This window comes from Desulfovibrio sp. JY (assembly GCA_021730285.1).
Classification (GTDB): domain Bacteria; phylum Desulfobacterota; class Desulfovibrionia; order Desulfovibrionales; family Desulfovibrionaceae; genus Solidesulfovibrio.
Map to the genome: position 1 here is coordinate 4,023,197 of CP082962.1, position 24,014 is coordinate 4,047,210.

The window sequence follows — 24,014 nt, forward strand, 5'->3', positions numbered from 1 at the left end:
CCTATTTAGAGAATCCACCCTGACCCGTCAAGACGTTTTTTTGAGGGGAAGCAGGGGAATGGGCGGGGGGACCCCCCCCCAAAAAAAAAACTTTCAAGGAATACAACAGTAAAACTGAAGAGTGGCGTTGGCCTCGGCTTTATGGGAACTGAAGCGGTAGGGGAAAAATTTCCTTTACCGCCACCACAGCCGGCCCGACCGCCACAGCCCACCGAGGGTCAAGGGCCGGCCGCGAGCGCTTTTGCGGGCCAGATAGAGAAAGAGGTAGGCGGCGGAATAGGCGTCGCCCAGGGCGTCGTGGGCGGCAAAGGGCGGCAGGCCGTAGCGCCGGCAAAGCGACGCCAGGTCGAAATGCATCCGCTCGAAATCGCCCTGCCCGCCCGGCCCCATCTGCCGCTTCTCCTCATAGGCAAGGGCAAGGCGCAGGGTATCGATGCAGGGCGCGGCCAGTTCCCCGCCGAAATAGCGACGGCTGGCGGCATTGAAAAAAGCCATGTCCAGTTCCACGTGATGCCCGACGACAATGGCCGGTCCCAGAAAATCCAGAAAAGCGGCCAAGGCCTCGGCGGTCTCCGGAGCGTCGGCCAGGGCGGCGTCTGTGAGGCCGTGGATGAGCGAGGCGTCGCGGGGCACGTCGCGGGACGGACGCACCAGGGTGAAAAAAGTCTCCCCGGGGAGAAGGGTCAGCCCGCGCAGCCGCACCGCGCCGATGGCCACCATGGCGTGGCGACGGGGATCGAAGCCGGTCAGTTCCGTATCCACGGCCACAAAGGACAAGTCCTCGAGAAGCGCCGTGCGGTCGCGGCCGGGCTGGGCGCGCAGGTGGGCGGCCAGGGGCGCGGCGATCGGGCGCGAGCCGAAGGGCCAGGGAAAGCCCGGACGTCTCATGGCCGCCACCGCGGCTCGCAAAGGGCCAGGCGCAGCCCTTCCACGGCGGCGAACGCGGCCCGACAGCCATGGCGGCGGCGCGGGGAAAGGGTTTCGGGGCGCGGCTCGCCGTGTCGCTCCCCCGGGATATCGCCGGCGGCGAGCAGCCAGCCCAGCCGTTCGCCCTCGAAGAAGATCAAAGCCTCCCGGGCCGCCCGACATATCGTTTCCGGCAGATGCCCGCCCTGCTCCAGGCATTCCAGGCGGGCCAGGGTGCCTGTCTCGCCGATTCCCTCGACCAGGGCGGCAAGGCGCGCCATGGCGACGAGGGGACGCGAGCCCCGGGCGGCCAGATCGAAGATCGGGGCGAAGCTGCCGTCACGTTCCATGAGACGTCCCTGGTAAATGCCAAGCGGCGCGGGATGGGCGGTCAGTTCGGCCAGCAGCCGCAGGAAGATTTCCCGGGGCAACCCGGGCGCGACCGGCTCCGGCCCATCCGCGCCGCCGGGGCCGGTAGCGGCGACAACGCGCGCGTCGAACGCTTCCAGGCTTCCCTCCAGGGTGAGCGGATCACCGTCGCCGCGCAAGGCCGCCGGGTCCACGCCCAGGCACAGGCCGGTCGTGGGCGTACGCAGACCGCAGGCGGCAAGTTCCTCTTCGAGCAGGGGAACAAAAGCCGCCAGATAGGTCCTGGCCGCCCGGGCGATGATGGGGTCCCCGCCGTCCTCGGCGACAACGGCCAGGGCCAAACCGGCGTCCGGCAGCATTTCCCGACGCCCGGCCGCGCCGTAGGCCAGCCAGCGACAGCGGGCCGGAGGCGGACCGCACGTTTTTTCAAGGATGGCGAGCAGCCGGGTGAGCACCCGTTCGGCCAGAAGCGCCACGATGCCGCCCACTGCTATGGCCGTGGCGCCCCGGGCCGTGAGCGCGGCGGCCAGCGGCCGTATTCCCCGGCACAGGGCCCGCAGGTCGGCCGCGTCCCCGGCCCGGCCCACGGCGCGCAGCAAGGCCATGGGGGACCGGCCGTGGGACAGGAGCAGGTCGCTGGCCGTGACCATGCCGACGGGGTTGCCGTCCACGGTCACCAGCAAATGGCGGAATCCCTCGCCGGTCATGCGGATAAGGGCGTCGAAGCAGGGCGCGTCGGCATCGATGGCGGTCACGGGCGCGGACATGAGCGTTTCCACGGGGGCCGAAAGGGCGATGCCCCGGGCCACGGCCCGGCGCAGGTCCCGATCGGTGACAATGCCGATAACCGCCCCCGAAGCCTCGCGCACGAGCACCGACCCGACCCGGCCCTCTTCCATGACCCCGGCCGCTCGGCGCAAATCCGTGCCGCGCGCCACGCAAACCAGACCGTGGGAAGCCACCTCCCCGGCCCGCCGGGTGAAAAGATAATCCCCATCGTCGCGCCCGGGACAGGCCGCCTCCCGGCGCGGACGCTCGAGCCCGGCCGCCCGGGACAGGGCGTCGCCGAAGTAGGCGGCCACCCGGGGATGACGGCGGGCCAGGGCAACGAAGGCCGCCCGGGGCAGGCGCACCAGAAACGTATCCTCCAAGGCGCGGACTTCGCAGGCCTGGCCCGGGCCGCCAAGGTCCGCCGGCAGGCCGAAACATTCCCCTTCCCCGCGCACATCGCCCGGCGCATCGGGCCACGAGCAAACAGTCCCGGCCGGCGCGGACAGGCGCACCCCGCCGCGCTGGACGCAGCAGACCCAGTCCAGGGCCTCCTCCGGGCCGGAAATTCGCTCGTTTTCCAGATAAAAAGCCACCTGGCTGCCGGCGGCCAGGGCGGCGAGCTCGGCCGGAGGGATGGCGTCAAAAGGCGGCACCGTGGCCAAAAATGCCGCCACGGCCTCGGGTTGGCGGGAAGGATCGCGTGCCTGCATAGGTGCTCCGTCAGGTGAGGGCGTGAAGGCTGAAATGGTGTTCGAGAATCGCGACAAGCCGGTCCAGGGCGGCAAGGTCCTCGCGCAGCCGCTCCTTGTCCGGATCGGCAAGCCTTGCCAGGTCGAGGCAGTTATCCGGCGTGCGTCCGCCGGCAGAGGCGGCCGTCTGCACGCCAAGGCGCAGGGACTGGATATGCCCGAAAGCCTGCCGCAGCCGCTCGGCCAACTCGTCGCCGAAGTGGCCACGCCCGGCCAGGCCGGCAATCCGGGCCACGGTTTCCGTCTCGGTAAGCCCCGCGTCCAGGGCCAGCGCCTTCATGCCGAGCACCAGCGGATAGACGGCCTGGCGCTTGAGGTCCATGGTCGCGTGCCCCAGGCCGAACCGCTTCAGGGGCAGATGGCCGGGCAGATGGGCCGGCGGCCCGAATCCCAGGGCCTCGCGGGCCAAAAGACGCGTGAGAAGCGGCGCTTCGGCCAGACGGCGGCGCAGATGGCCGGAGACGGCATCGGCCAGCCCGGAATCACCGGCCACAGGGCGCAGATCGGCCAGCAGCGAGACAAGCAGCACGGCCGCGGCATCGGGCCGATCGACGGCGGCATCGATGACCTCGCGCCAGCCGGCCAGGGCCCTGCGCCAGTCGGGATTGGCGGCCATGATGCCCTTGGGACACGGCGGCATGCCGGCGGCTTCCAGAATTTCCGCCAGCCGCCCGGCAAAGACCGCGAAGGCACTCTCTTCCCCTTCTTCGCCAAGGATCAGCGCATTGTCCTGGTCCGTGGCCAGAAACTGCTCCCGGCGGCCCTGGCTGCCGAGTACGACCAGGGCATAGCCGCCAGCAGGCGCATCCGGCCCGTCCCGGGCCATCCAGGCGGCCCGAGCCAGCAACCGGTCGTACAACCCGCTCGCCAGCCGGCCGGTTTCCAGGGCATCATCATCCCCCGCACGCGTGGCCACCAGCCCACGGATTTCGCCTAAAAGTTCTTCCAACGCCTTCGGGGTCGCCGCCGTGTCCAGTCGCCCGACCAATTGCCGCGCCGCTCCGGCAACGCCCGGTTCCAACATTTCCACAACCGCCCTCCTTCCCCCTTGAGGGGGCCGGGGGAAATTCCCCCGGCGGGGTCCAGGGGTGCGCCCCTGGCAGGGTGGGTTTGGGAGGGGCGAGGCCCCTCCCAACGTTTTATTCAGCGCCGACGCCGAGGTAGTTGCGCAGTTGCTGGGCGTCGTAGAGGGAACGGGCCTTGGCGTCCGGGACCAGCACCGAACCCAGCCAGCCGGCGGCAAAAGCCAGGGGCATGGAGATGAGCGCCGGATTTTTCCAGGGAAAGATCGGCGCGGGGTTGCCGAACACGCTCACCCAGACTGTCGGGGACAGCACGATGAGCACGACGGAGGTCACGGTGCCGGTGACGATGCTGGCCACCGCACCGCTGGTGCTGGTGCCCTTCCAGAAGATGGACAGGAGCAGGGCCGGGAAGTTGGCGCTGGCCGCGATGGCAAAGGCAAGTCCCACCATGAAGGCCACGTTTTGTCCCTTGAAGGCCAGGCCGAGCAGGATGGCCACGATGCCAAGGCCGACCGTCGCCCGCTTGGCCACCTTCACCTCGTCCTCCTCGGAGGACCGGCCGGAGCGCAGCACGTTGACGTACAGGTCGTGGGACAACGTCGTGGCCCCGGCCAGCGTCAGGCCGGCCACCACAGCCAGAATGGTGGCGAAGGCCACGGCCGCGATGAAGCCGAGGAAGACCGTGCCCCCCGTGACCTCGGCCAGAAGCAGCGCCGCCATGTTGCCGCCCTTGTCCACGGAGCCGATCATGTCGCGGCCGACCAGCACCATGGCGGCAAAGCCGATGATGAAGGTGAGCACGTAGAAGTAGCCGATGAGCCCGGTGGCGTAGAACACGGATTTGCGGGCGGTCTTGGCGTCGGGCACGGTGTAGAAGCGCATGAGGATGTGCGGCAGGCCGGCCGTGCCGAACATGAGCGCAAGGCCGAGCGACAGGGCGTCCAGGGGATTGGCCACCAGACCGCCGGGATTGAGCACATTGTCGCCATAGGTCTTGGCCGCGGCGTCAAAAAGGGCGGTCACGTCGAAGCCGAAGCGGGACAGCGCCATGCCGACCATGACCGTGGCTCCAGCCAGAAGCAGCATGGCCTTTATGATCTGCACCCAGGTGGTGGCCAGCATGCCGCCGAAAAGCACGTAGGCGATCATGACCGCGCCCACGGCGATGATGGCCGTTTCGTAGGGCAGGCCGAACATCATCTTGATAAGCATGCCCGAGCCCACCATCTGGGCAATGAGGTAAAAGCAGACGGTCAGCAGCGATCCGATGGACGCGGCGATGCGGATGGGCTTTTGGGAAAGCCGGTAGGCCACCACGTCGGCGAAGGTGTACTTGCCGAGGTTGCGCAGGGGTTCGGCGATCAGGAACATGATGATGGGCCAGCCGACGAGAAAACCGATGGAGTAGATGAGCCCGTCGTAGCCCTTGAGCGACACCAGCCCGGCGATGCCGAGAAACGAGGCGGCGGACATGTAGTCCCCCGCCAGGGCCATACCGTTCTGCCAGCCCGTGACCGAGCGGCCGGCGGCGTAGAACTGGGAGGCGCTACGGCTCTTTTTGGCCGCAAACCAGGTGATGGCCAGCGTTCCCAGGATGAAGACGAAAAAAAACGCGATGGATGTGGCGTTTGGCTGTCCGATGGTCGTGGCGAAGGTGTTCATTCCCGGTTCTCCCGCATGGCGTGTTTGAGGCTTTCCACGTCCGTGTCGTAATCGTCGTTGGCCCAGCGCACGTAAATGCCGGTCAAAAGCCAGGAGACGATAATGACGCCGAGGCCGACCGGAATGCCGACAGTCATATGCGCGCCGACACGGGCGGCAAAGAGATCGGGACGGAAGGCCAGGATGGCGATGAAACCATAGTAGATCGCGAGCATGATCGCGGTAAGCGTGAGCGAAACGCTCCAACGCTTGCGCACCAGGGCGGAAAACCGGTTGTCGCGTGTGGGGTCGGCCGTTGGTGTGTGCATGGGAATCTCCTTGCCGCCGGCGGTCGGCCGGGCCTTCTCGTGTCCGGGGCGACGGGGATCGCCGCCCTTCCCGGCCGCCGCAAACGGACGCGGCAACGCGGGATGAGGCCGTCGTAAGCGGCCCGCACGGGAAAACGCACGCGGATTTCGACGGACGGCGACAATGCGCCGAGGAATGGTGAACGGCAGGAGAACACGACCGAACGCCGCTTGCCGGCCCCAACGGACCGTTTACCGAGGAAATGAGGAGAACGGAGCGTAACGAAAAAAAAAGTGCGAGAGGGGAAACCCTTTGAAAAGGGTTCTCCCCTCTCGCGCTCTCCCCTTCCTAAACTTCTTAATGGTTATGGATAATACTCCAATAACACACTGTCATTATTAAAAGTCTTTGGAAAGGGGGCCCGGGGGGAGAACCTTTCTTCAGAAAGGTTTCCCCCCGGCATCATTTTGAAAACTATGCCTTAAAGCGGCAAATCGAGTTGTTTGGGACGGCGCTTTTCGGCGATGAGGCGCTTGAGTTTGCGGGGCGAGACTCCCACACGGTAGGGCCAGATCGGGCACACGCCTTTTTCGGTGCAGCGGCGTACTGCCTCGCGGTCGCCGACGGTGCAGCGCAGGCAAAACCGGCGCACCACCCGCACGACCCGCACGGTGAACCCTTCGGGGATTTCCCGCATGCGCAGGGGATGAAACGGGCAGTCCCGATCGACGCAGGAGGCAACCAGGCTGCGCTGCCCGCCCATGCAGGCGGCAAGGCAATACCGCCGCACGGCATCAAGGGGGGAAAGCGTTTTTTCGGCGTCGTCCTGGCGCATGGGACCTCTTTGGCAGCGCGGGGAAGGCATCCCGCGCCCATGTGTTCTTCCATAGACCGGGCCAGAGAGCGTTGCAACCGCCCTTGGCCCTGTTTTTCATGGGAAATCGATGCACCGGCAGGATGTGCCGTCGCCCAAAGCCCGCCTGCCGGCCCGGGTAGCCGGAACGCGTATCCCGCCGTGACAAAAAGTCCGCACCGTCCCCTCGCTTGCGTCCCATCCGGAAGCGGCCCCGGCGGCTCCCGCGTAACGTGACGGCATTTGGGGGCACCGGGTCCGGGCGCATCTTCATTTGACCACCGCCCCACCTTGGGTCATAAGCTTGGCCATGAGGCTGGTGCTGTCGACCGGAGTGTTTCTTCGGCCCGTTCAATTCCCCCGGACGCCTGATTCGCCCGCTTGCCGGGCGAGGCGTTCGGCCCGCATCCGGCGGCCGGCCTGTCCGGTCGCGTCCCCCGTTGCGATCACATCCTTATTTTCGGCGGAGTAGCCGCGTGCAATCGATCATCAAAATCGCGTTGGCCGTTTGTATGATAGCGGCCATGTCCATCCTGCCGGCGTGCATCAACACATCCGGCAAATCCTCAAAAAAGAACGCTACCTACGAGGCGCGGACCTATCCGGCCCACACCCCCACGGTCCCGACCGCGCCCGAGGCCGAGGTCAAATCCGTGCCCCAGCCGGCCCCGCCGGCGGCCGCCCCCCCGGCCGGAGTGCCGCTTGCGCCGCCGCCCGCGACCTCCCCCCGGCCGGCCTCGCCCGAGGAGCAGACCAAGGCGACCCTGGAACCCAAACCGGTTCAGGCGGCCGCCCTACCCCAGCCCAAGAGCGAACCGGCCGCGCCCGTGGTCAAGACGCCCTTCACGACGACCGCGAAGCCGGCCCAGCCGACCGAGGCGGACAAGGCTCCCACGGCAAAGGAGACCACCGTCGCCTCGGTGGAACAGCCCGCCGCGCCCGCCCTGCCCGGTCTGGAAAAGAAAACGCCCCAGGAGCCGACCGGCCCGGCAGCGGAAAAAACCGCTCCCGCCGCGCCCAAGGCGGCTGGCGGCAAGGTGGCCGTGGTAGGCGATTCCCTGGCCGTCGGTATCGGCATGACCATGAGCAATCGCATGAAGCAGTACGAGGGCTCGGGCTGCGTGCCCCTGGGCAAGGTCTCCACCGGCCTTATTTCCAAGAGGTTTTTCGACTGGGACAAGAAGCTCACCGAGCTTGTGGCCAAGGAAAAGCTGTCGGCCGTGGTGGTGATGATGGGCGGCAACGACGCCAACAATCCCATTGCCGGCAAGGCTGCCGGCACGCCGGAATGGAGCGCCGCCTACCAGGAAAAGGCCGAAGACTTCCTGCACATCGCTTCGAAGGCCGGAATCAAGGTGCTGTGGGTGGGGCTGCCGGCCATGCGCGACGCGGCCTACAACAAGCGGGTCGAGGCGGTCAACGAGGCGGCCAAGGCGGCCTGCGCCAAGGTCGGCGGCTGCTCCTACATGGAGGCCTCGACCATCTTCACCGATGATACGGGCAAGTTCGTCCAGGCCAAGACCATCGGCGGCAAAAAAGTGTCGCTTCGAGCCAAGGATGGCGTGCACATGACCATGAACGGCTACGATCTGCTGTGCCGCCAAGTACTGGACAAACTCTCCTCCGACGGCAACCTGCCGGCGGAGAAACAGGCGAATAAATAAGGGAGATGCCGGGGGGAAACCTTTCTGGAGAAAGGTTTCCCCCCGGACCCCCTTTCCCAAGACTTTTCATAATGACAACTGGCTGTCGATATTTCATCCATAACCGATAAAAGGTTTAGGAAGGGGAGAGCGCGAGAGGGGAGAACCCTTTTCAAAGGGTTTCCCCTCTCGCACCCTCTTTCCCTCTCCTCCAAAAGGAGATGGAGCGATGGCACAGCGGATCGGATTTATCGGCCTTGGCATCATGGGCACGGCCATGTCCCGCAACTGTCTGCGGGCCGGTTTCGACGTCATGGTCTGGAACCGCTCCCCCGAGCCGGCCGCACGACTCGCCGCCGAGGGAGCTTCGGTTGCCAAGACGCCGGCCGAAGCGGCCGCCCATGGCGATGTGACCATCGTCATGCTGACCGGCCCCGAGGCCTGCGAAGCAGTGCTTTTCGGCCCGGACGGCGCGGCCACCACCCTTGGCCCGGGCAAGACCCTCGTCAACATGAGCACCATCTCCCCGGCCTATGCCCGGCAAGCCGCCGCGCGCGTGCGTGAAACCGGCGCGGAGTATGTGGACGCCCCGGTTTCCGGCTCCAAAAAACCGGCCGAGGACGCCACCCTCGTCATCCTGGCCGGCGGAGGCGAGGAAGCCATTACCGCCGTGGAGCCGGTGCTTCTGGCCATGGGCAAGAAAGTCGCCCGGTGCGGCGAGGCGGGCATGGGCTCGACCATGAAGGTCACGGTCAACGTGCTGCTCGGCATCATGGCCGAGGGGCTGGCCGAGACGGTGCGCCTGGGCGAGGCCCTCGGTCTTACGCGGCAGGCGCTTCTCGACGTGGTTATGGCCGGCCCCATGGCCAACGACCTGTTTCGCTTGAAGGACCCGATGTTTCGCGCCGACGACTATCCGGCCCAGTTCCCGGCCAAACACATGGCCAAGGACTTGGGCTTTGCCCTGGACGCGGCCCGGGATGCCGGGGCGGGCACGCCCGTCTTGTCCGTCCTGGCACCGCTCTACCGCAAACTCGTGGACACGGGCCTTGGCGATGCGGATTTCGCGGCTGTGATCAAGGCCCTGGGCTAGCGACTTCCCTGTTTTCCCAAAACACTCCTGAAACGCCTCCTCAACACGCATTCAGTCATAAAATTGAGGAAAGGGAGAGCGCGAGAGGGAAGAACCCTTTTTAAAGGGTTTTCCCTCTCGCACTGTCTTTGTCATATTATCCCTCATCCAATTGACGAAAGGGCGGAAAGCCGGCAGGGCATCGCCATGACAGGCGTTATGCTGCGTTTCGCATTCGCGCTCTCCATTCTCTCTTACGCTGCCTGGGGTGTCGCGCTCGATGCCCGGGCCGCCGACGGCCTTTACGGCAACGCGCCAATCCCCGGGATCGGCCGGCCGGTCAGGGTCGGCGGCGACCGCGACTACCCGCCCTACGAATTTCTGGACAAGGACGGCAAACCGGCCGGCTTCAACGTGGATCTGACCCGGGCCGTGGCCGAGGTCATGGGCATGAAGGTGGAATTTCGCCTCGGGGCCTGGGCGGGTGAACGCGAAGCGCTCATGGACGGTGGGCTGGATATCCTGGAGGGCATGACCTATTCCGACGAGCGGGCCCAGCTCCTCGACTTTGCCCCCCACACCATTGTCAACCACGCCATTTTCGCCCGGCGCGGCGCGCCGCCCGTCTCGAACCTCGACGATCTGGCCGGCAAAAAGGTCATTTTACATCGCGCCGGTTTCATGCACGACACCCTGGCCGCCAAGGGCATGGAAAAAGACCTCATCTTTTCCGAAACCCCGGCCGACGGCCTGCGGCTTCTGGCCTCGGGCGTGGGCGATTACGCCGTGGTGGCCATACTGCCCGGCATCTCCATTATCCGCGAAAACAAGCTGGACAACATCCAGCCCGTGGCCCGAAGCGTCGCCACCGTGCGCTACGGCTACGCCACCAAAAAAGGCAACGACGCCCTGATCGCCCGCTTCAGCGAGGGGCTGGCCATCCTGCGCGAAACCGGGCGCTATCAGGCCATCCACGACAAGTGGCTCGGGGTGCTGGAAAACGGCAAGGTCAAATGGCAGACCCTCGCCGTCTACGTGGGGGCCGTGGTCACGCCGCTTCTGGCCCTGCTCGGCGGCTCCATGCTCTGGGCCCATATGCTGCGCCGGCAGGTGGCCCAGCGCACCCGGTCCCTGACCAAGGCCCTGGACGAACTGTCCAGCAACCAGCGCCAGCTCGTCCAGGCCGACAAGATGGCCGCGCTCGGCACCCTGGTTTCCGGCGTGGCCCACGAAATCAACAACCCCAACGGCTTGATCCTGCTCAACATCCCCATTCTGCGCAAAGTCCAGGCCGACGTTTCCCGGCTGCTCGACGCGTGGCACGAACGCGAAGGCGAGTTCACCCTGGGCGGCATCCGCTATTCCCGCATGCGCCAGGAACTCCCCCGGATGCTCGAAGAGATGCAGGAAGGGGCCATGCGCATCAAGCGCATCGTCAACGACCTCAAGGATTTCGCCCGGCGCGAGGAAGGCGCGGCCAAGGCGCTCATCGACGTGGGCGACTGCTCGCGCAAGGCCGTGCGCCTGGTCGAGGCCACCATCCGCAAGCACACCGACCGCTTTTCCGCCGACTACGAGGCGGACCTGCCGCTCGTCTGGGGCAATTCCCAGCGCATCGAGCAGGTGGTGGTCAACCTCGTCATAAACGCCTGCCAGGCCCTGCCCGACAGGAGCCGGGCCATCGAGGTCACCACCCGCCATGATGCCGCCGCCGGCAAGGTTGTCCTTTGCGTGCGCGACGAGGGGACCGGCATCAGCCCCGAGCATTTGCCCAATCTGACGGACCCGTTTTTCACCACCAAGCGCGAAACGGGCGGCACGGGGCTTGGCCTGTCCGTCTCGGCCAGCATCGTGAAGGAATACGGCGGCTGCTTGACGTTCGAATCCACGCCGAGCCAAGGGACCACGGCCTGCCTGGAACTGCCCGTGCCCAAGGAGGAATCGCCGGCATGACCACCGCCCCGTCCCCGGCCTTCGCCATTTTGATCGTGGACGACGAGCCGGCCTGGCTGCGCTCCCTGTCCCTGACCCTCGAATCGGCGGCCGGCATCACCAACACGTTTTTGTGCCAGGACAGCCGCGAGGTCCTGCCGCTTCTGGACAAGGGCGGCATCGGCCTCGTCCTGCTCGACCTGACCATGCCCGGCAAGTCCGGCGAAGAGCTGCTTGCCGCCATCGGCGAACGCCATCCGGACGTGGCCTGCATCATCATCAGCGGCGTCAACCAGCTCGACACCGCCGTGCGCTGCATGAAGCTCGGGGCCTTCGATTATTACGTCAAGACCGACGAGGAGGACCGCATCGTCAGCGGCGTGCTGCGGGCCATCCGCATGCTGGAGCTGCGCGACGAGAACCGGGCCGTCAAAAGCCGGTTGGTGGCCGGCGGTCCGGCCCATCCCGAGGCCTTTGCCGGCATCGTCACCCGTTCCCGGGCCATGCACGCGGTGTTCGCCTACATTGAAGCCGTGGCCGCCAGTTCCCAGCCGCTGCTGATTACCGGCGAATCCGGCGTGGGCAAGGAAAACCTGGTACGGGCCACCCATGCCGTAAGCGGCCGCACAGGGCCGCTCGTGGCGGTCAACGTGGCCGGCCTCGACGACGCCGTCTTTGCCGACACGCTGTTCGGCCATGTCCGGGGGGCCTATACCGGAGCCGAAACGGTGCGGCGCGGCATGGTCGAGGAAGCGGCCGGGGGAACGCTTTTTCTCGACGAGATCGGGGACTTGTCCGTAGCCTCGCAAGTGAAGCTGTTGCGCCTGCTCCAGGAAGGCGAGTACTACCCGCTCGGCAGCGATCAGCCGAGGCGCCTGGCGGCCCGGGTCATCGTCGCCACCCACCGCGACCTGGCCGCCGACGAGGCCGAGGGCAAATTTCGCCGCGACCTCTATTTCCGGCTGCGCACCCACCATGTCCACATCCCGGCCCTGCGCGAGCGCAAGGAGGACATCGAACCGCTGCTGCGCCATTTTCTGGCCGAGGCCGCCACGGCCCTCGGCAAGCCGACGCCCGCCTTTCCGCCGGAACTGGTCGGCTGCCTGGGCGCTTACGCCTTTCCCGGCAACATCCGGGAGCTTCGGGCCATGGTCTTCGACGCCGTCAGCCTCCACACCTCCCGCATGCTCTCCATGCAGAGCTTTCTTGCGGCCATGGGCCGCGCCAAGCCCTGCCCGGCCGCCGCGCCGCCGCCCAATCCCTTCGCGCCCTTCGAACAGCTGCCCACCTTTGCCGAGGCGGCCCGCTTCCTGGTCGACGAAGCCCTGGCCCGCTCCGGCGGCAACCAGACCCTGGCCGCGCGCTTGCTCGGCATCTCCCAGCCGGCGCTCAGCAAACGCCTCAAGCACGCCGCCAAACCCTCATAACCAAGGCAATGGCCATAACCTTTGGGGAATGGCCGACAACATCCTGTAAAATATCGCCTTTTGATCCGCACAGCGCAGAACCCCCATAACCAAGGTTATGGGGGTTCTTTTGTGATGGCCATCGTATTTTCCCGACTTTGTCTTTTATTTCACTAGACTGACACAGTTCAGCCAGCTTGGCATCCATCCTGCTTTTGCGCTCCCCATGGCGCGATCGCCATGCCCCTCTTCTCTCCGCCGGGCACGGAAGGTGTGCCGCCGTGCCCGGCATTGTCGTAACGGCCGCCGGCCGCCGAGACCGGCCCACATCCTAACGCCCAATCCCGAGGAGATTCCCATGCAGCGCTCCATCAAGCTCCTGGCGCCGGTGTTGCTCGGCCTGCTCATCTGGCTGCTACCCGCCCCGCAAGGCTTGCCCCCCGCCACCTGGACCTATTTCGCCGTGTTCGCGGCCGTGGTGCTCGGTCTGGTTCTGGAACCCGTGGCCCCGGCCCTGATCGGGCTGATCGGCGTCACCCTGGCCACCATCCTGCGCCTCGTGCCCATGACCCCGGGCAAGCTCCCCTCGGCCGGCGAAGCCATCAAGTGGGGGCTGTCGGGATTTTCCAACGGCACGGTCTGGCTCATCTTCGCGGCCTTCATGTTCGCGCTGGGCTACGAAAAAACGGGCCTCGGCAAGCGGCTGGGACTGACGCTCATCAAGCGCATGGGCAAAAAGACCCTGGGCCTGGGCTACGCCGTGGCCCTGGCCGACCTCATCCTGGCCCCGTTCATGCCGTCCAACACGGCCCGCAGCGGCGGCACCATCTTCCCCATCATCAAGAACATTCCGCCGCTGTACGGCTCCACGCCGGAGAACAATCCCCGGGGCCTCGGCGCCTACATCATGTGGACGGCGCTGGCCACCACCTGCGTCACCTCGTCCATGTTCCTAACCGGCCTGGCCCCCAACGTCCTGGCCCAGTCCCTGGTGGAAAAGACCGCCCACATCCAGCTCGGCTGGAGCCAGTGGTTTATGAGCGTCCTGCCCGTGGGGGCCATCCTGTTTCTGGCCACGCCGCTTTTGACCTACATCATCTATCCGCCCACCCAGAAGACCTCGGAAAACGCCCCCATCTGGGCCGGTGAGGAACTCGGCAAGCTCGGCCCCATCACCGGCCGGGAAATCACCATGGGCCTTTTGGCCGTGGCCGCGCTCATGGGCTGGATATTCCTCAAGAGCTCCATCAACTCCACCACCGTGGCCCTGGCCGCCGTGTGCGTCATGGCCCTGACCAAGGTCGTCACTTGGGAGGACATCATCCGCTACAAGCAGGCCTGGAACGTGCTGGCCTGGTTCGCGACCCTGGTGACCATGGCCGACGGCCTCAAAAGAACCGGCTTTCTCAAGTGGTTCGCCGAGGCGGCCGCTTCGCACATGCAGGGCTTTTCCCCCACCGCCATGATGATCGGCCTGGTGATCCTTTTCTTCGTCAGCCACTACATGTTCGCCAGCGTCACCGCCCACGTCGCCGCCCTGCTCCCGGTCATGCTGGCCACGGCCATGGCCGTTCCCGGCCTCAACATGGAGGTCGTCTCCATGCTCCTGTGCGGCTCGCTTGGCATCATGGGCATCATCAGCCCCTACGGCACCGGTCCCTCGCCGCTCTATTTCGGCTCCGGCTACATCAAGAGCCGCGAATTCTGGCTTCTGGGTCTCGTTTTCGGCGCCATTTTCCTCGGCGTGTACCTGCTGGTCGGCTTCCCCTGGATTCTCATGCGTGGCTAACGCGCCGGCAGAGCAGCGGACTTATAGACAAGGAGTTCTCATGCGCACCATTTCCAGACAAAGCGTTGTCGACGCCGTGGCCGCCATGTGCATCGACGCCAACCGTTACCTGCCGGCCGATGTGCTGGCCTCCTTCGCCAAGGCCAAGGCGGCCGAAACCGTGGCCTCGGCCCGGGAAATCTTCGGCCAACTCGAGGAAAACGCCGCCCTGGCCGCCCGGACCGGACTGCCGCTGTGCCAGGACTGCGGCCTGGGCGTCTTTTTCGTCGAAGTGGGCGAGGAGGTCCGCCTGGAGGACGGCAGCCTGCGCGAGGCCATAAACGCCGGCATGGTCAAGGGTTACGGCGACGGCTTTCTGCGCAAATCCACCTGCGATCCCTTCACCCGCAAGAACGTGGGCGACAATTCCCCGGCCATCATCCACTTCGACCTGGTCCCCGGGGATGCGCTCAAGATCTGTATGATGGCCAAGGGCGGCGGTTCCGAGAACATGTCGCGGGTGATGATGCTGGCCCCGGCCCAGGGCCTTCCCGGCATCCGCGAATTCGTCATCCGCCGCGTGGCCGAATCGGGCTCCAACCCCTGCCCGCCCATCCTGGTCGGCGTCGGCATCGGCGGCAATTTCGAGCTGGCCGCCATCAACTCCAAAAAGGCGCTCATGCGCCAGGTGGACGACGTCCATCCCGATCCCGAAGTGGCGGCCATGGAAGCGGACCTACTCGCTTCCATCAACCGCCTCGGCATCGGCCCCATGGGCCTTGGCGGCGCGACGACCTGTCTTGGCGTCAAGATCAAAACCGCCCCCTGCCACCTGGCCAGCCTGCCGCTGGCCGTCAACATCCAGTGCCACAGCTCCCGGCACAAGGAGGTCACGCTCTAATGGCCGAATACCATCTGACCACGCCGATGACCGATGCGGATGTGGAAAAGCTGCGCGCCGGCGATGTGGTCCACCTCACCGGCATCATCTACACCGGCCGCGACGCGGCCCACAAACGCCTCGTCGACGCTCTCGACGCCGGGCAGTCCCTCCCCTTCGATCCCAGGGGCGCGGTGATCTATTACGTCGGCCCCTCGCCGGCCCGGCCCGGCTACGTGATCGGCGCGGCCGGCCCGACCACCAGCTACCGCATGGACTCCTTCGCCCCGCGCCTGATCGCCGAAGGCCTCAAGGGCATGATCGGCAAGGGCATGCGCGCGCCCGAGGTCAAGGCGGCCATGGCCGAGCACAAGGCCGTGTACTTCGGGGCCACCGGCGGGGCCGGGGCGCTCCTTGGGCTTCGCATCAAAAAGGCCAGGGTCATCGCCTACGAGGACCTTGGCCCCGAGGCCGTTCGCGAGCTGACCGTGGAGGACTTCCCGGTGCTGGTGATAAACGACTGCCACGGCGGCGACCTGTACGCCGTGCCCGAGCTGGAGGCCGCCCTTGGCTAGCGCAATGGAATCGCACGATATCGTCATCGTGGGCTCGGGCGGGGCCGGACTGCGGGCGGCCGTGGGCGCGCTCCAGATCAATCCGGACCTGGACATCCTGGTCGTCACCAAGACCATGCCCACCCGCTCGGCCACCTGCATGGCCGAGGGCGGCATCAACGGCGTGCTGGACTTCCCCGGCCAGGAGGACTCCCTCGAAGCGCACAGCTTCGACACGATAAAAGGCAGCGACTACCTGGGCGACCAGGACGCCATCGACTTCTTCGTGCAAAAGGCCTCCGAGGCCGTGCGCGAAACCGACTTCTGGGGCACGCCCTACAGCCGCAAGGACGACGGCCGGGTGGCTTGCCGCTTGATGGGCGGCCACAAATATGCCCGCACCAACTTCTCGGCCGACAAGACCGGGCATATCCTGCTGCACGCCAACTTCGACTATGCGCTCAAATGCGGCGTCAGGTTCCGCATCAATTCCCAGGTGCTGGACGTGGCCCTTGAGGACGGTGTGTGCCGGGGCGTGGTGGTGCGCGACACCAACACCGGGGAGGTGACCCCGATCAAAGCCAAGGCCGTTGTCCTGGCAACCGGCGGCTACACCCGCATGTTCTGGGCCCGCACCAGCACGCCCTACATCGCCACGGGCGACGGCGTGGGCGTGGCCCTGCGGGCCGGCGTGGCCTTCAAGGACCCGGAAATGGTCCAGTTCCACCCGACCGGCGTGGCCAACGGCGGCGTGCTCATCACCGAGGCGGCGCGCGGCGAAGGCGGCTACCTGGTCAACGCCGACGGCGAGCGCTTCATGGCCCGCTACGCCCCGGACCGCATGGAGCTGGCCCCGCGGGACATCACCGCCCGGGCCATCGAAACCGAGATCATCGAGGGGCGCGGCTACGGCTCCGGCCTCGGGGCCCACGTGCTGCTCGACCTGCGCCACCTCGGCCGCGAACGCATAATGGAGCGCCTGCCGCAAATCCGCCACGTGGGCCTGCTCTTCGAGAACCTGGACCTGGTGGAGCAGCCCATACCCGTGCGCCCCACGGCCCACTACTCCATGGGCGGCATCGACGTGGTGGATTTCGAGCACATGAAGACGAACGTCCCCGGGCTTTTCGCCGCCGGCGAATGCTCCTGCGTCTCCATCCACGGGGCCAACCGCCTGGGCGGCAACTCCCTGGCCGACGCCATGGTCACGGGCAAGCAGGCCGGCATCGGCGCGGCCTCCTACGTGCCGGGCAAGTCCCTGGGCGGCGACGGCGCGCTGGAGAAGATTGCCGAAAAATGGCGCGGTCACTTCGCCGAAACCACCGCCCGCAAGGACGGCCCCACCGCGCCCGAGTTGCGTGAAAAGCTGGCCGCCACCCTGTGGGAGGGCATGGGCATCTTCCGCACCGAGGAAAAGCTCGCCGGGGCCCTGGCCGCCGTGACCGACCTGCAAAAGGAATACGGGACCGCCATGGTCGGCAACGCCAATCCGGTCTGCAACACGGCCTATGCCCACTTCCTGGAGGTGGGCAACCTGCTCACCCTGGCCCGGTGCGCCCTGGTCGCGGCAACCGCCCGCCAGGAGTCCCGCGGAGCCCATACCCGGGAGGACTATCCCGTCCGCGACGACGCGAACTTCCTCAAGCACAGCCTGGTGACCGTCGCGGACGGCGACTACCGCCTCGACTACCGCCCGGTGGCCATCACCCGCCATCAACCGCAGGAGCGTAAATACTGATGGATACCCTGGCCTTTCTCATCGACCGGTTCGACGGCAAGGACACCTGGTGCCAGCGCTACACGTTCGCCTACCGGCCCGGCATGACGGTGCTCGCCTGCCTGATTCACATCAAGGAGCACCTGGACCCGACGCTCAACTTCACGGCCTCGTGCCGCAGCGCCATCTGCGGGGCCTGCGCCGTGCGGGTCAACGGCAACGCGGTGCTGGCCTGCGACACCATGGTCGACGACCTGCTCAAAATCTGGGGCGAGGGGGCGCTGCGCATAAGCCCGCTCGGCAACGCCAAGGTCATAAGCGACCTGGTGGTGGCCTGGGAGGAAAAGATCGAGCACCTGCGTCTGGCCAAGCCGGGCTTGCTGGCCAAGCATGAATTCTCGGCCGAAAAGGGATGCCGGCAGGCCCCGAAGGAGATGCAGGCCGTGGCCAAGCAGTGGGACTGCATCCTGTGCGGCAGCTGCGCCTCGGAATGCAACAAGCTCTCCGACTCCGGAGAGGATTTCCTGGAGCCCTTCGTCTTCACCCACGCCGCCCGCTACGCCGAGGACTCCCGCTCGGCCGACCCCATGCGCCACGTGGAAAGCGTCCTGGCCCACGGCCTGTGGAAATGCGTCCACTGCATGGAATGCGTCACCAAATGCCCCAAGCACATCCGCCCCGGGGAAGACATCGCCGCCATGCGCCACATGGCCGTGGCTTCCGGCCACACCGACGGTCCGGGACCGCGCCACGCCGAGGCCTTCCGCACCGACCTGGAAAAGACCGGCCGGCTCAACGAAGTCCGGCTCGTCCCCCGCACCGAGGGCATGGCCAGCGCCGCCACCAAGCACCTGCCCTTCACCCTGCGCATGTTCGCCAAGGGCAAGCTCGGCGTCGTGGAAGCGGCCCGCCTGTTCGTGGCCGACAATCCCCCCGTGGATAACATCGACGACCTGCGCAAGGTCATCGCCCCCGAAAGGAATTAGCCATGAAATACGCGTTCTTTCCCGGTTGTGTCCTCCACGCCGCGGCCAAGGAGGCGCTCGTCTCCACCCTGGCCGTGGCCAAGCGGCTCGGCATGGAACTGGTGGAAATCCCCGGCTGGTCCTGCTGCGGGGCCAGCCACGTGCAGGACGTCGATCCCGAGGCGGCGCTTCTGGCCAACGCCCGCAACCTGGCCCTGGCCGAAAGCATGGGCCTGCCGGTCGTCACCGCCTGCAGCACCTGCGCGCTGATGCTGCGCCAGGCCCGGGCCAAGCTGCTGGCCGGGGCCATGGACAAGGCCAACGAGCGGCTGGCCGACATCGGCCTGCGTTTCCGGGGAACGTCGGAAGTCAGCCACTTCCTGTGGATTCTGGCCGACACCTGCGACGATTGGTCGTCCAAGATCGAAAAACCCTTGGACAACCTGCGCGTGGCCCCGTTTTACGGCTGCCATTCCGTGCGGCCGCCGGAGATCATGAACTACGAAAGCCACCTCAATCCCCAGAGCCTGGAGCGGATCATCCGGGCCTGCGGGGCCACTCCCGTGGCCATTCCGGAGCGCCTGCGCTGTTGCGGCTTCCACGCCGTGTTCCCGGCCGAGCACACGGCCATGCGCATGACCGCCTCGGCCGTGACCAGCGCGGCCAAGGCCGGGGCCCATTGCCTGCTGACGCCGTGCCCGCTGTGCCACATGCAGCTCGACATGTACCAGCCGGACGCGCTCTCCGCCGCCTGCGGCGAAAAGCCCGTGCCGGTGCTGCATCTGGCCCAGCTTGTCGGGCAGGCCCTGGGGCTCGGCAAAAAGGACATGGCGCTGGGGCGGCATATCGTCGACCCCAGGCCGGCCTTGCGTCAGGCGGAAAGCGCCGGCCGGGCCTAGGGCGCGAAGCGTCGACAGGCGTTTCGGCGCTTGTTTCGGCGGGATTTGCCCGTATTCGCAGCGGGGCGGCGCAGGCAAACGCCGCCCCGTTTTTTTAGGCGCCCGCCCCTTGCAAACAGGGAAAGACAGGCCGGGCCTCTCTTCGTGGAATGCAACCCTGCCGCACCGGACCCGGGTCGATGGGAAACGGACAAAGGAGGTGAGCCATGCGATGCTCCATCAAAGTCAGATTGATCTGCGGCGTCATCGCCATCATCATCATGCCTTTTTTGTGCATCCTGGGCATTACCGCCTATGATATCATCGTTTTGTCCTATGACAATTACATTGCCGATTCCAAAAGGGATCTTGCCGAAACGAATACGGCCATCGCGCTATTTCTAAGCGAGGCCAAGGCCAATGTGGACAATCTGGCCTCGTATCCGGAACTGCGCGGCATCGATGCCGGCCTGACCGACTTCCTGTCCGTCACGGGCAAGGTCGCCACCCTGCCGCGCGCGGACGACGTCCTGGGCCGGCAATTGCGGGAGCGCTGCCTCCTTATGCAAAAGTCCCATCCCAACTACCGCAAGGTCTATCTGGGCAGCCGGTTCGGCGGCTTCGTCAACAGCTCGGACGCCCCTCGCGGCGTCTACGATCCGCGCGGGCGCGCCTGGTACAAGGCCGCGGCGGCAACGCCGGATACGGCCGTCCTGTCCGCGCCCTTCCGCTCCACCGACGGCCTGGCCTCCATCAGCGCGGCCCGGGCCTTTGCCGACGCCTCCGGCCAGATCCTGGGTGTGGTCTCGGCCGATATCTCCCTTTCCGTCATCACCGACATGGTGGCGGATATCCGTCCCGGCAAAACCGGCTTCGTCATCGTGGCCACCCGCAACGGCACCATCATCGCCGATACCGAGCAACCGCAGCGAAGCCTCAAAAAACTGACGGAACTTGAGGACGCCTCCCTGCAATCGCTCTTCTCGGGTCCGGCGGGCCAGGTCGAGGTGGCGCTTGGCGGTGAAACCTATGTGGCCAACGTGTTCGATGCGCCGCAAACCGGCTGGCGCTTCGTCAGCTGCATCGCCAAGCGGGAGCTCATGCAGCCGGCCCGCGCGACCGTAACGACCATCGTCTGGGTGGCGCTGGCCAGCCTGACGCTGGTCGTCGGCGGCATCTGGCTTTTCATGGACCGGTCGGTGATTCGCCCCTTGTCGCGGGTCGGGGAATTTTTGCAGGCCGTCGGCGCGGGCCGGTACGAAACACGCCTGCCGACGCCGCGTTTCAAGGACGAGATCGCGGCCATGTATGCGGCGCTAGGCGCCATGGCGGGCCGGCTTGGCGAAACCATCGCCAGCGTGCGGGCCAAGAGCCGTGAAGCCGAGGAAAAGGCCCTGGCCTGCCAGGCCGCCACGGACAAGGCCGAGGAAGCCTCGCGCCAGGCCGACCGCGCCAAGGCGGAAGGCATGCTGGTGGCCGCCAACCGCCTGGAAGCGGTTGTCGCAGTGGTGTCCTCGGCCGCCCGGACATTGTCGGATCACATCGGGCAGGCATCCGACGGCGCCGAGGTCCAGGCCCGGCGCGTGGAGGAAACCGCCTCGGCCATGGAGGAAATGAACGCCACGGTGTTCGAGGTGGCCAAAAGCGCCGCCGCCGCGGCCGACATTTCCGCCCAGGCCAGGGAAAAGGCCGGGGAAGGCGCTGCCACCATCGGCCAGGTGGCGGCGTCCATGGAGCAGGTCAAGGCCGACGCCTCCAAGGCCCGCGAGCGCATGACGCAACTCGGCCGGCAGGCGGAGGACATCGGCCGCGTGCTTGGCATCATCTCCGACATCGCCGATCAGACCAATCTGCTGGCGCTCAACGCGGCCATCGAAGCGGCCCGGGCCGGCGAGGCGGGCCGAGGATTCGCCGTCGTCGCCGACGAGGTCAGAAAGCTGGCCGAAAAGACCATGCACGCCACCAAGGAAGTGGACAAGGCGATTCGCGATATCCAGGACGGCACGCGCCACAGCAGTGAGGCCGTGGACCACGACGCCGCGACCATCGACAAGACCGTGGCCCTGGCCGAGGAATCCCGCCGGATTTTGAGCCGGATCGAAACGCTGGCGGATTCCACGGCGGATCAGGTCCACGCCATCGCCACGGCCGCCGAGCAACAATCGGCCACAAGCGAAGCCATCAACCAAAGCATCGGAGACATCAGCGCCATCTCCGCGGCCACCACCGACGCCATGCATCAATCAAACGACGTGGTCGCCACGGTGGCCACGCAGGTCGGGGAACTTTCCGCCCTGATCGGAGAGCTGCAACACGACGGCGATGCCGACAAAAGGACGGAGCCGGAGAGACGGCCGTCCCGGTGACATCCGTATCAGCGCGAATGTTGGCAGATTAAAGCGTGAGGGGAAGTTCCTGACGACCCTCTTCCGTAATCTGCTGTTCATCTTTAAGGTCCACTCCGGAAAGGCCCAGGGCCAGGGACCTGGCAACGAGATAGTCCAGGGTCCGGGCCGCCCGATCATGGGGCAGTCCCTGGGGCCGGATGTTGGAAATGCAGTTGCGGCGCTCGTCGGTCAGCCCCAGCTTCGGGGCGTAGGTCAGGTAGACGCCGAGGCTGTCCGGCGAACTGAGTCCCGGCCGCTCGCCAATAAGCACGATGACGACGCGCGCCCCCAAAATCTCCCCCACCTCGTCACCCACGGCGACGCGTCCGCCTTCGACCAAAATGATCGGCGAACAGCGAAGTCCCCGGGCCGTAGCCAGGGGCGAAAAGGCTGCGAGCAAAGGCACGGCCTGACGCTGCACCGCAAAGGACGACAGCCCGTCGGCCACGACCAGGGCGAGGTCCACGGGCGCGATGTTCGCCTGGCGCAGGGTCGTCGCGCCGGCCTCGGACAGGCGTCGCCCCAGATCCGGCCGGGCCAGATATTCCCGTCGATCCCGGACGCGGCTGGCCAGGGGGGGCAGGGCCGCAAACCCCTCCTTCGTCAGGTCGTCGAAAAATCCGGGCGTATCCAGGGGATGGTGCACGGCGTCCCGCGCCTTGGCGTGGTCCAGGGTGAAGCGCAGGTGGGCGGCCGTGGGCAGGCTGACGCCGGCCTGGCCCAGGGCCACCCGGGCGGCGGTAAACTGGCGCAACCGGTCCCAGGGGGCCGGCGTGACGATGGCTTTGGAATCGTGTTCAGGCAATGGCATGGGGAAGGCCCAACCTCATGTTCTCCCGGTTCAAGGGCCGTGGCCGCATGTCGCGGTCGAAAAGGCCCATGTCCACGAGCCACTTCTCGAACTCGGGCGCGGGGCGAAGCCCCAGGACCCGGCGCAGGTACAGGGCGTCGTGGAAGGAGGTGGTTTGGTAGTTCAGCATGATGTCGTCCGAGCCGGGAATGCCCATGATATAGGCGCAGCCGGCCGCACCGAGCAACGTGAGCAACACGTCCATGTCGTCCTGGTCGGCCTCGGCGTGGTTGGTGTAGCAGACGTCCACGCCCATGGGCAGGCCCAGGAGCTTGCCGCAGAAGTTGTCCTCGAGCCCGGCCCGGATGATCTGCTTGCCGTCCAGGAGGTACTCCGGGCCGATGAACCCCACAACGGTGTTGACCAAAAACGGGGAAAAAGCCCGCGCCACGGCATAGGCCCGGGCCTCTATGGTCTGCTGGTCCACGTCGTGGTGGGCGTTCGCCGACAGGGCCGAGCCCTGGCCCGTTTCGAAATACATGACGTTGTTCCCCACCGTTCCACGTCCCAGGGACAGGGCCGCCTGGCGTCCCTCCTCCAGGAGAGCCAGGTTCACCCCGAAGCTCGCGTTGACGCCCTCGGTGCCGCCGATGGACTGGAACACCAGGTCCACCGGAGCGCCCTTGGCCATGGCCGCGATGGTGGTGGTCACGTGGGTGAGCACGCAGCTTTGGGTGGGGATGGCGTAGCTTTGGCGCAGTTCGTCGAGCATGACCAGGAGGCGGATGACGCCCTGGAGATTGTCCGTCGCCGGATTGATGCCGATGCAGGCGTCGCCGGAGCCCAGGATCAAACCATCGATGATCGTGGCCAGAATGCCCTTGGGGTCGTCCGTGGGATGGTTGGGCTGCAACCGGGTGGACAGGCGACCGGGCAGGCCGATGCTGGTTCGGAAGGCCGATTTGGTCCGCGCCTTTGCCGCCACCAGGATGAGGTCCTGGTTGCGCATGATTTTGGAGGTGGCCGCCACCATCTCGGGCATAAGCCCCGGGGCCAGAGCCGCCAGGCTGGCCTCGTCGGCCTGGTCCGAAAGCAGCCATTCGCGGAAAGTTCCGACGCTCAGGTGCCTGACCGGGGAAAAGGCTGCGGCGTCGTGGCTGTCCAGGATGAGCCGGGTGACCTCATCGGCTTCGTAGGCAATGAGCGGCTCCTCCAGAAAGGCGGCCAACGGCACGTCGGCCAGGAGCATCTGGGCGGCCGCCCGCTCCTCGGCGCTTTGGGCGGCGATGCCGGCGAGCTGGTCGCCGGAGCGTTCGGGCGTGGCCTTGGCCAACAGCTGGCGCAGCCCGTCAAAGCTGTAGCGGCGAGGGCCGATGGTCAGGGAGTACACAGCGGTTGC

At 66.5% G+C, this 24,014-nt stretch carries 19 protein-coding genes; 11 read left to right on the forward strand and 8 right to left on the reverse strand.

Annotated elements, in window-relative coordinates:
• Positions 1-174: 174 nt before the first annotated feature.
• The 6 genes from K9F62_18040 to K9F62_18065 form a co-directional block, all read right to left on the reverse strand.
• Positions 175-897, reverse strand: a complete 723-nt coding sequence (locus K9F62_18040; GenBank protein ID UJX40573.1) for a 3'-5' exonuclease — start codon at positions 895-897, stop codon at positions 175-177.
• Positions 885-2,756, reverse strand: a complete 1,872-nt coding sequence (locus K9F62_18045) for a CBS domain-containing protein (protein UJX40574.1) — start codon at positions 2,754-2,756, stop codon at positions 885-887. Before K9F62_18045 ends, K9F62_18040 begins: the two co-directional genes overlap by 13 nt.
• A 10-nt stretch (positions 2,757-2,766) precedes the next feature.
• Positions 2,767-3,819 (reverse strand): DUF294 nucleotidyltransferase-like domain-containing protein, encoded by a 1,053-nt coding sequence (locus K9F62_18050; GenBank protein ID UJX43245.1) that lies wholly within the window; start codon positions 3,817-3,819, stop codon positions 2,767-2,769.
• A 115-nt stretch (positions 3,820-3,934) separates the two neighbouring features.
• The gene (locus K9F62_18055; GenBank protein ID UJX40575.1) at positions 3,935-5,482 is read right to left on the reverse strand and encodes a sodium/solute symporter; all 1,548 of its coding nucleotides are present in this window, start codon (positions 5,480-5,482) and stop codon (positions 3,935-3,937) included.
• Positions 5,479-5,790, reverse strand: coding sequence for a DUF485 domain-containing protein (locus K9F62_18060; GenBank protein UJX40576.1), 312 nt, complete (start codon positions 5,788-5,790; stop codon positions 5,479-5,481). The genes K9F62_18055 and K9F62_18060 overlap by 4 nt, the downstream gene beginning before the upstream one ends.
• A gap of 461 nt (positions 5,791-6,251) precedes the next feature.
• Positions 6,252-6,605 carry a hypothetical protein gene (locus K9F62_18065; protein UJX40577.1) on the reverse strand — a complete coding sequence of 118 codons (354 nt, stop codon included), beginning with the start codon at positions 6,603-6,605 and terminating at the stop codon, positions 6,252-6,254.
• 494 nt (positions 6,606-7,099) lie between these two features.
• On the opposite strand from K9F62_18065, the gene K9F62_18070 reads away from it, so the two are divergent.
• The 11 genes from K9F62_18070 to K9F62_18120 all read left to right on the forward strand — a co-directional run bounded on the left by K9F62_18070 (position 7,100) and on the right by K9F62_18120 (position 21,804).
• The gene (locus tag K9F62_18070) at positions 7,100-8,287 is read left to right on the forward strand and encodes a DUF459 domain-containing protein (protein UJX40578.1); all 1,188 of its coding nucleotides are present in this window, start codon (positions 7,100-7,102) and stop codon (positions 8,285-8,287) included.
• 208 nt (positions 8,288-8,495) lie between these two features.
• The gene (locus K9F62_18075; GenBank protein ID UJX40579.1) at positions 8,496-9,359 is read left to right on the forward strand and encodes an NAD(P)-dependent oxidoreductase; all 864 of its coding nucleotides are present in this window, start codon (positions 8,496-8,498) and stop codon (positions 9,357-9,359) included.
• Positions 9,360-9,545: 186 nt separating this feature from the next.
• Positions 9,546-11,291: a transporter substrate-binding domain-containing protein gene (locus tag K9F62_18080; GenBank protein UJX40580.1), complete on the forward strand. Its 1,746-nt coding sequence runs from the start codon at positions 9,546-9,548 to the stop codon at positions 11,289-11,291.
• Positions 11,288-12,697 carry a sigma-54 dependent transcriptional regulator gene (locus tag K9F62_18085; GenBank protein ID UJX40581.1) on the forward strand — a complete coding sequence of 470 codons (1,410 nt, stop codon included), beginning with the start codon at positions 11,288-11,290 and terminating at the stop codon, positions 12,695-12,697. The genes K9F62_18080 and K9F62_18085 overlap by 4 nt, the downstream gene beginning before the upstream one ends.
• Positions 12,698-13,034: 337 nt before the next feature.
• Positions 13,035-14,465, forward strand: coding sequence for an anion permease (locus K9F62_18090; GenBank protein UJX40582.1), 1,431 nt, complete (start codon positions 13,035-13,037; stop codon positions 14,463-14,465).
• A gap of 40 nt (positions 14,466-14,505) precedes the next feature.
• Entirely contained in the window at positions 14,506-15,345 is an 840-nt protein-coding gene (locus tag K9F62_18095; protein UJX40583.1) for a fumarate hydratase, read from the forward strand.
• Positions 15,345-15,899, forward strand: coding sequence for a Fe-S-containing hydro-lyase (locus K9F62_18100; protein UJX40584.1), 555 nt, complete (start codon positions 15,345-15,347; stop codon positions 15,897-15,899). Before K9F62_18095 ends, K9F62_18100 begins: the two co-directional genes overlap by 1 nt.
• Positions 15,892-17,616, forward strand: a complete 1,725-nt coding sequence (locus tag K9F62_18105; protein UJX40585.1) for an FAD-binding protein — start codon at positions 15,892-15,894, stop codon at positions 17,614-17,616. The genes K9F62_18100 and K9F62_18105 overlap by 8 nt, the downstream gene beginning before the upstream one ends.
• Entirely contained in the window at positions 17,616-18,581 is a 966-nt protein-coding gene (locus tag K9F62_18110) for a succinate dehydrogenase/fumarate reductase iron-sulfur subunit (protein UJX40586.1), read from the forward strand. The genes K9F62_18105 and K9F62_18110 overlap by 1 nt, the downstream gene beginning before the upstream one ends.
• 2 nt (positions 18,582-18,583) lie before the next feature.
• Entirely contained in the window at positions 18,584-19,459 is an 876-nt protein-coding gene (locus K9F62_18115) for a CoB--CoM heterodisulfide reductase iron-sulfur subunit B family protein (GenBank protein UJX40587.1), read from the forward strand.
• Positions 19,460-19,665: 206 nt separating this feature from the next.
• Positions 19,666-21,804, forward strand: a complete 2,139-nt coding sequence (locus K9F62_18120; GenBank protein UJX40588.1) for a methyl-accepting chemotaxis protein — start codon at positions 19,666-19,668, stop codon at positions 21,802-21,804.
• A 28-nt stretch (positions 21,805-21,832) separates the two neighbouring features.
• On the opposite strand, the gene eutC is transcribed toward K9F62_18120, so the two are convergent.
• Complete coding sequence (gene eutC, locus K9F62_18125) at positions 21,833-22,636, reverse strand: ethanolamine ammonia-lyase subunit EutC (protein ID UJX40589.1); 804 nt, start codon at positions 22,634-22,636, stop codon at positions 21,833-21,835.
• On the reverse strand, positions 22,623-24,005 hold the full coding sequence (locus K9F62_18130; GenBank protein ID UJX40590.1) for an ethanolamine ammonia-lyase subunit EutB: 1,383 nt from the start codon (positions 24,003-24,005) through the stop codon (positions 22,623-22,625). The genes eutC and K9F62_18130 overlap by 14 nt, the downstream gene beginning before the upstream one ends.
• Positions 24,006-24,014 lie beyond the last annotated feature (9 nt).